Origin of the sequence: Mycoplasma leonicaptivi ATCC 49890 (assembly GCF_000622205.1) — a bacterium.
In the GTDB taxonomy this organism is placed as follows: Bacteria; Bacillota_I; Bacilli_A; order Mycoplasmatales; family Metamycoplasmataceae; genus Mycoplasmopsis; species Mycoplasmopsis leonicaptivi.
Genome location: NZ_JHWE01000048.1, coordinates 1 through 7,393, shown reverse-complemented (window position 1 = coordinate 7,393; position 7,393 = coordinate 1). Strand labels below are relative to the sequence as shown.

General features: G+C 24.5%; 9 protein-coding genes. 2 read left to right on the top strand and 7 right to left on the bottom strand.

Going from position 1 to position 7,393, the window contains the following annotated elements:
• Positions 1-184 precede the first annotated feature (184 nt).
• The 5 genes from BU00_RS0103010 to BU00_RS0102990 are packed head-to-tail and all read right to left on the bottom strand — an operon-like array spanning position 185 to position 3,454.
• Positions 185-709: a hypothetical protein gene (locus BU00_RS0103010; protein WP_027121432.1), complete on the bottom strand. Its 525-nt coding sequence runs from the start codon at positions 707-709 to the stop codon at positions 185-187.
• Positions 710-723: 14 nt separating this feature from the next.
• The gene (gene tsaD, locus BU00_RS0103005) at positions 724-1,650 is read right to left on the bottom strand and encodes a tRNA (adenosine(37)-N6)-threonylcarbamoyltransferase complex transferase subunit TsaD (protein WP_027121431.1); all 927 of its coding nucleotides are present in this window, start codon (positions 1,648-1,650) and stop codon (positions 724-726) included.
• A gap of 1 nt (position 1,651) precedes the next feature.
• A complete protein-coding gene (gene tsaB, locus BU00_RS0103000) occupies positions 1,652-2,212 on the bottom strand; it encodes a tRNA (adenosine(37)-N6)-threonylcarbamoyltransferase complex dimerization subunit type 1 TsaB (RefSeq protein WP_027121430.1) in 561 nt (186 codons plus the stop codon).
• Positions 2,212-2,610, bottom strand: a complete 399-nt coding sequence (tsaE, locus tag BU00_RS0102995; protein WP_036459010.1) for a tRNA (adenosine(37)-N6)-threonylcarbamoyltransferase complex ATPase subunit type 1 TsaE — start codon at positions 2,608-2,610, stop codon at positions 2,212-2,214. The genes tsaB and tsaE overlap by 1 nt, the downstream gene beginning before the upstream one ends.
• Positions 2,591-3,454: a DegV family protein gene (locus BU00_RS0102990; RefSeq protein WP_027121428.1), complete on the bottom strand. Its 864-nt coding sequence runs from the start codon at positions 3,452-3,454 to the stop codon at positions 2,591-2,593. The genes tsaE and BU00_RS0102990 overlap by 20 nt, the downstream gene beginning before the upstream one ends.
• A gap of 59 nt (positions 3,455-3,513) precedes the next feature.
• On the opposite strand from BU00_RS0102990, the gene tapR reads away from it, so the two are divergent.
• Entirely contained in the window at positions 3,514-4,092 is a 579-nt protein-coding gene (gene tapR / locus BU00_RS0102985) for a TyrS-associated PheT N-terminal domain-related protein TapR (RefSeq protein WP_027121427.1), read from the top strand.
• Positions 4,093-5,316, top strand: coding sequence for a tyrosine--tRNA ligase (gene tyrS / locus BU00_RS0102980; RefSeq protein ID WP_027121426.1), 1,224 nt, complete (start codon positions 4,093-4,095; stop codon positions 5,314-5,316).
• Between the two features lie 109 nt (positions 5,317-5,425).
• Here tyrS and BU00_RS0102975 read toward each other — a convergent pair whose 3' ends face one another.
• Positions 5,426-6,592: an HNH endonuclease family protein gene (locus tag BU00_RS0102975; RefSeq protein ID WP_027121425.1), complete on the bottom strand. Its 1,167-nt coding sequence runs from the start codon at positions 6,590-6,592 to the stop codon at positions 5,426-5,428.
• The gene (locus BU00_RS05420; protein WP_211246798.1) at positions 6,582-7,181 is read right to left on the bottom strand and encodes an adenine-specific methyltransferase EcoRI family protein; all 600 of its coding nucleotides are present in this window, start codon (positions 7,179-7,181) and stop codon (positions 6,582-6,584) included. Before BU00_RS05420 ends, BU00_RS0102975 begins: the two co-directional genes overlap by 11 nt.
• Positions 7,182-7,393 lie beyond the last annotated feature (212 nt).

Genomic DNA, 7,393 nt, shown 5'->3' with positions numbered 1-7,393 from the left:
AAAAAACAAAATAAAAAAATATTTTTTTTATAAATTTTTGGTAAAAAACGCACTTTTAAAAAGTAAAAGTGCGTTAGTATAATAAATTACTGAAAGTTTAAAATACAAGCATTTATTAAAAATATATAGCAAATTTTAATTAAAAAAATGTTTAGGCCTACACAGTAGGTCTAAACATTTTTATTTATTTACAACTGGGAAACTCAGGAAAAACTTGTAGTTTCATTAATCTTACTGTTGTTATTAAAGTTGATGCTTTATTATTAGTATCCAAATCTTTTAAAATACAATTTAAAAGATTTTGTAATTTATCAAAATTTGGTGGTATGTATAGACTACCCTTAATTCTGATATTTACTTCTCTTATTTTACCAGGAACAAATTTAGAATTTGATTCCATTACATATGAATGCAGTTTTAACAAAATAGATTTTAAATTTTGTTTTAAATCTATTTTGTTATCCAAAATATCATTAATAGTTTGTTTTAAAAATTGTATAGCATTATTAATGTTTTTAACAAATCAGATTTGATTTAATGAATATTGTTCAAGATTATTATTTACATCATTTGTATTTAATAAAGATAAAATACTTGATGTTTGTACATAATCTATTTCAACACCTTCACCATTTGTAATTTCTACTATTAATGTTTGCAATGATTTATCAAATAAACTTAATATATTTTGTTTGTTATCTTGATTCATAATACCTCTAAATATTATTTCTTTAATCGAATATATGCAGTTTGAGCAATCATTGCTCCATTATCAGTAGAATATTTTAAAGATGGAATAATAGTATTTTTATGTAGTTTTAAAAACTCTTTTCTTAGTTCAGTATTTGCACTAACGCCACCGCCTAAGACAAGTGTTGCTACATTATATTTTTGTAATGCTAATTTTGTTTTATCAATTAAATATTCAACTGCTGTTTTTTGAAAACTACAAGCTAGTTGTATTTTATCAACTTCAACATTTTTCATTTGATTTTGATTTAAATAGTTTAAAACTTGTGTTTTTAAACCACTAAAAGAAAAATCTAATTCTTGTTCTGTTTTTGGTTTACTAAACTTAATATATTCTCAATTGTATTGTTTAGATAAATTATCAATAATTGGTCCACCAGGAAATCCTAATCCTATCCTTGAACTTACTTTATCAAATGCTTCACCTACTGCATCATCTAATGTTTCACCTACTATTTCTAAATTAAAAATATCTTTTGCATATATTAATTGAGTATGTCCGCCAGAAACTAACAAACATAAAGTAGGAAAGTCTATTTTTTCAGTAATAGTTGCTGAAAAAAAATGACCATCTAAATGATCGATTGGGATTAAGGGTTTATTTAACGATAAAGATAAAGCACTTGCAAACAAAAATCCTATTTGTAAAGAACCTATTAATCCTGGTTCTTTGGTGTAAGCAATATAATCCACAGTTGCTAAATCATATTTTTTTTGAATCAACTCTTGGATTATGGCAATATTTTTCACATGCTCTCTTGAAGCGAGTTCAGGTATGGTACCACCAAATTCTTTAAATATATCAATTTGAGATATTGACCACATATCTAATATTTGACCATTTTCTAAAAGTGCAATAGAAGTATCATCGTGCGAAGTTTCTATACCTAAGATTCTCATACTATCCTCCTATTTGCGGTTTTTTAATATAAAATGGTTCAATATCTAATAATTTATCTTCTTTTTTAAATATATTCTTATATTTAAAAAAGTTATCTATCATATTTTGATAATCAACAAAATTTAATGAATAATCATTATTTTCACACACATTAATTGCTTGATAAATATCATTAGTTTGTTGATATTCTAAAACATTCATTTGATACACTTTATTACCTTGTGCATCTAAATAAAACATCTCTTGATTTGGGTTTTGTGTTTTTAATATTTCAAGTGTATTTGTTGTTCATATCTCTTTTTTAAGCAACATTGCTATTGTTCTAAAAAATACAAGCGAAGCGCGAATACCAGTAAAAAATCCTGGTCCTAAATTAGTATAAAAACTTTTAATATCTTGTGTATCTAAATTATTGTTTTTTAATATTTGTTCAAATTTAATTGGGATTAAATCAACTTTTTTCTTATATCCAGTTAACAAGATTGAATCAATAACTTTAAAATTATCATCAAATAAAACTAAAACAAAATCTTTTGAAGATGTATCTAAAAAAATATTCATTATATATTTTCCTTTATAATAAAAGTATGGGAATTATCATTATTGAGGTTTGCGTTAATAATGATACTTGGTTTAATGTTTAAATTATGTAAGTTTGATCATTCAATTGCAACAATATTATCCTCAAAAAAATCTTCAAATTCACTTAAATCACCTTTAAAGTTATACAAATCAATATGTATTAATCCATTATATGTTTTCATATAATTAAAACTTGGCGAGGTAATTTTTTCCTGAATACCAAGTTTTTTAGCTAAGTGTTTAACAAACGTTGTTTTACCTGATCCTAAATCGCCAGAAAGTAATACAATTTTATGATTTTTGATTTTTTCAAATCAAAAATCAATAACTTCTTTTAATTCATTTTCATTATTTAAATTATATGATTTCTGAAACATATTTTGCAATTAAATCCTTTATTTCTGTGTTTGTTTTGATTATAACAATGGCTTGCGGACCTGTATGGATTGAAATTACATTAGGAATAGGTAAAACAATTGGTTCAATATTGTATTGTTTTTTAACATATTCAATTAAAGAGAACATATCCTCATTTTTCTCACCAAGAAAAATAAGTTTATCTTCTTTATTTTTAATTTTTGAATCCACAACATTAATTAGACTTTTATCAAAAACTCTTCCTTTTCCTTCTTTATCAAGGATTCCATTAGAAAACTTAATAAGTGGTACAACTTTTAAAAGTTTTGCAATAATATTAGCTGCTGGTGATAACCTACCACCTCTAACAAGATAATCATTAAATTTAGGCAACAAAGTAATACTTAATTCATCTTCATTTCAAACACAAGCATTTTTAAATGCTTCTTCAAATCCTAATTTTTGATAATCATTAATAAATTTTTGCACTCTTACTAAGATAGTTACAGCAATATCAACTGAATCTACAATATAAACATTGTTTAAATCCTTAGCAATACTGTCTAGCATTGAAAACTGACTTGATAATTTTGATGAAATTGGAAACACAACTACTTTTTGGTATTCATTTGCTAAAGAAGTTAATAAATCACTAGCATAACCTAAATTAGTTGCAGAAGTTTTAGCAACTTTTGTGTTCAAACTAAAGTGATTAAAAAAGTTATCATAGGTCAAATCTATACCATCGTTATAGATTTGGCCTTCTAATTCAATTTGCAAAGGTAAAAAATATAGACCAAGTTTATTTGCTTGCTCTTTTGTTAATCCTGATGATGAATCTACTACAATTGCTATATCTTTCATATTTTGTATTATATCAATTTTAATATAATTTAATTATAATTATTTTGTATAATAGAATTATGATTTTAGTTAATAACTTAGATAAAATGTTTAAAAATACTTCAATTATTTATGTGGATTGTGAAGTAAAAATTGTTGAAAAAATTGAACAAAATGATTTAGTATTTTTTGTAGATCAAAACAAAAATATTCACAGTATTAATGTTTTGGATAATGCAAAATATCAAATAAAAAATGATAAAAAATTTTATAGTGAAAAAGTTGAAAATTTAACAGAATTATTAAATGTAGTTCAATGCTTAAATTTAAACTTAAATGTTAAAAAAATGTTTGTTTATGGTGAAATTTTAGATAGACAAAATCATCCAAGTAGTGACAAGTTGTTTGTATTATCTGTAAAAATTGCAGATAATACAAATGTACAAATTGTAACTAATACTCTGGATTCACAAATAGGTAAAACATTAGTTGTTGGTCTACCTGGTGCAACAACATTTGCTGGTCTTGAAATCTTACCTAATCAACTTTTAAATGTTGATAGTTATGGTATGTTGTGTGGTTATCAAACATTAGGTATTAATAAAGAAGGATTAATTTTTAGTGATAATAACAAAGTAGGAGAGGAATTTGTAATTTAAATGCACATAATACAAGAATTAAAACTCAGAGGTCTTTTAAAAGACATTAGTGATACAAATAAAATTTTATTCTTACCTTGGGGATCAAAAGTTTATGCTGGTTTTGATCCAACAGCTGAAAGTTTACACTTAGGTAATTACATCATAATTGCAACATTACTACGTTTTAAAAAATATGGTTTTAATCCTGTTGCTTTAATTGGTGGGGCCACTGGTATGATCGGTGATCCTTCTTTTAAGGATTCTGAAAGACAACTTTTAGATAATCAAACTGTTATTAAAAACAAAAATAAAATCAGAGAACAATTAGAAAACTTTGGTTTAGAAGTAATTGATAATTATGATTTTTATAAAAATATGTCAGTGCTTGAATTTTTACGTGATGCTGGAAAACTAGTTAATATTTCATATATGTTATCAAAAGATTCAGTAAGTTCAAGAATAGAAAAAGGTTTAAGTTTTACAGAGTTTAGTTATCAATTAATTCAAGGATGAGACTTTTATAAATTATATAAAGAACACGAAGTAAAAATTCAAGTTGGTGGTTCAGATCAATGAGGAAATCTTACTACTGGTTTACAAATAATAAATAAACAAGTAGGTGAACAACATAACGCTAGTGCAATAACTATTTCTCTATTAACTGATAGTAATGGTAATAAATTTGGTAAATCAACAGGTGGTGGTAATTTATGACTTAATTCTAGACCTTATGACTTATATCAATTTTTACTTAATCAAAATGATTCAGAAATAGATAAATTATTTAAGTTTTTAACATTTCTTGAATTAGATGAAATTCAAGAAATTGTACAAAAACACCAATTACAACCTTCATTAAAACTAGGACAAGAAAGACTTGCTTATGAAGTAATCAGAGATATTTTTGGAGAAAACGAAGCTATTAAGTCTAAAACTATTAGTGAATTATTATTTAATAAAAATATTGATTTATCTTCAATTTCAGTACAAAAAATTGAATCAATAGAAGGTCAAATACCAACAGTTCAACTTAACAAGAATCAAAATCTTGTTAATCAATTAATTGAATTAAAAATAATTAACTCTAAAAGAGAAGTAAGAGAACTTATACAAAAAAACGCTTTTAAAGTTAATTTAAAAGCAATTACCGAAGACTTTGTTGTTAAATCAGAATATTTTGATAATAAATTTGCTTTACTTCACTTAGGTAAGAAAAAAGTTTTTCTTGTTAAGATTGTTTAGTTAATTGGCATCTCCATTTTGAGATGCTTTTTTCAAGCTATGTTAAATGGTTAAATTTTGAAATAAAAAACCTTTAATCTTGTAAAAAAGATTAAAGGTTTAAAAATTCTTATCTATTACCTTTTACTCTATTGTGTGTTTTACACAACATTTGACAGTTAGAGATATCTGTTGAACCACCTTTGCTCCATGCAGTTACGTGATCAGCATCCATATCTTTTAATGCTCATATTTTTTTATTATCAGAATTATTAGAAATAGCACATAGAGGACAATTTGATATATTTTGTTCTTTTGCTTGTTTTGTTTGTTGTGAATAAACAGTATCTTTTGTTTTTTGATCAAAAACTCTAATATTTAATAATTTTGGATCACTGCACCCGCCAAGAATATATTCAAAAATCCCTTTTTTATCATTAACCTGATAATCACTATTAAGATTTTCAACTTTTTCTCATACTTCATTTGGATTATAAGGATTTTTATAATATTTTAAATATAAATTACCTCAATCAATACCTTTCATATAACTATGTGGTTTCGTAAATACTGTTGTAACTCAATCTAAAACAGTATTAAAATATGTTTTAAGTTCATTAATATTATTATCATATCTATGTTTACTCATATATTCATCAATATTTCCTTGACTTACTCAATCAAGTGCTGTTTTTAAATAATCTTGTCTGTTTGCTGAACCATTTATGTACCATTGTCATTTGTTAATATGACTATTTTGTGAATTACTAAATTCTTCTTTTGCTAGTGTAACAAATGGTCCTGAATGAATAGCATTAGATAGTTCTTGTTCATTTAATGGAATACCTGAAATATTAATTGTTTTAAATCATTCTTTGATCTCTGATTCTTCACCTTCACAGATATAAATAGTTAATTTTGTATTTAATATTTTATCCTGAAGGTCTTTGGCCATACCACCAAAATATATAGGAATTTTATTATTATTTATAATAGCAAATTTATCTGTTAAAAATCTACCAATACTTGTGATTCTCTGCTGTCCATCTAAAACTTCATATTTATCTTCACCTTTAATTTTATTAAAATAAATCAAACCAAGCGGATATCCTTTTAGAATCGATTCGATAACAGCTACATCTTTTTTACCATCAGCATAAATATAATTTCTTTGATATTCAGGTTGAATAACTAATTTACCTGATAAACCAAATAATCCTTTTCCTTCATATTCATTGTAGACAAAACCATCAGTAATATCTTTAATAGTTAAATTTGTTTCTAATCTAGTTATCATTTTTGCCCCTGTGTTTAATCATTATTCTTGCGTATACTTTTTTATTATTAATTTTGCCTTTTATATTTAACTCTAGTATTTCAAATTGATCGGGATTATATTTATCTAAAAAAGTTATCGGAACACCCATTACACCCTCAAAATCATTTGGAATTGCATCTGTAAAAGGAACATCAATAGCATCATAATTATCATATTTTAAATATGTTTTACTTCCAAATTCTTCTAATTTTTTAATAAGTTTTTTATTATATTTTAAATTATTATCTATAGTAAGTAATGATAATGGTTGATGTCTTTTACCGTGTTCTAAATTAGAATACCACCTGACCCCTTTTACTCTTATATATTTATTTCCTTTTTCATCTATTCTAAACCCCGAAGCATTTAAATCGTAATCATCAGGAACTCTAAATTCTCTATCCCCACTTGTTATACTTGGACCTAATCATAATTTATTTTCTTTTATATTTCGAAATGTTTCTTTGTAAGAAACAGCATTAATATTACCAATAATTAAAAACTTTTTGTTCGCTTCTATAATTCAATTTAAAAACTCTTTAAATAATGAAAATGGAGGATTAGTAATTTAAACTTTCAGTAATTTATTATACTAACGCACTTTTACTTTTTAAAAGTGCGTTTTTTACCAAAAATTTATAAAAAAAATATTTTTTTATTTTGTTTTTTAAAATAATTTAGTATAATACTTATACTAATAAAAAAAGGACATTTTATGATAGAAAAATTTAAAAAAGTTTTAATACCAACTGGCGCAAAAATAAGTAAAAGAAAAAACGC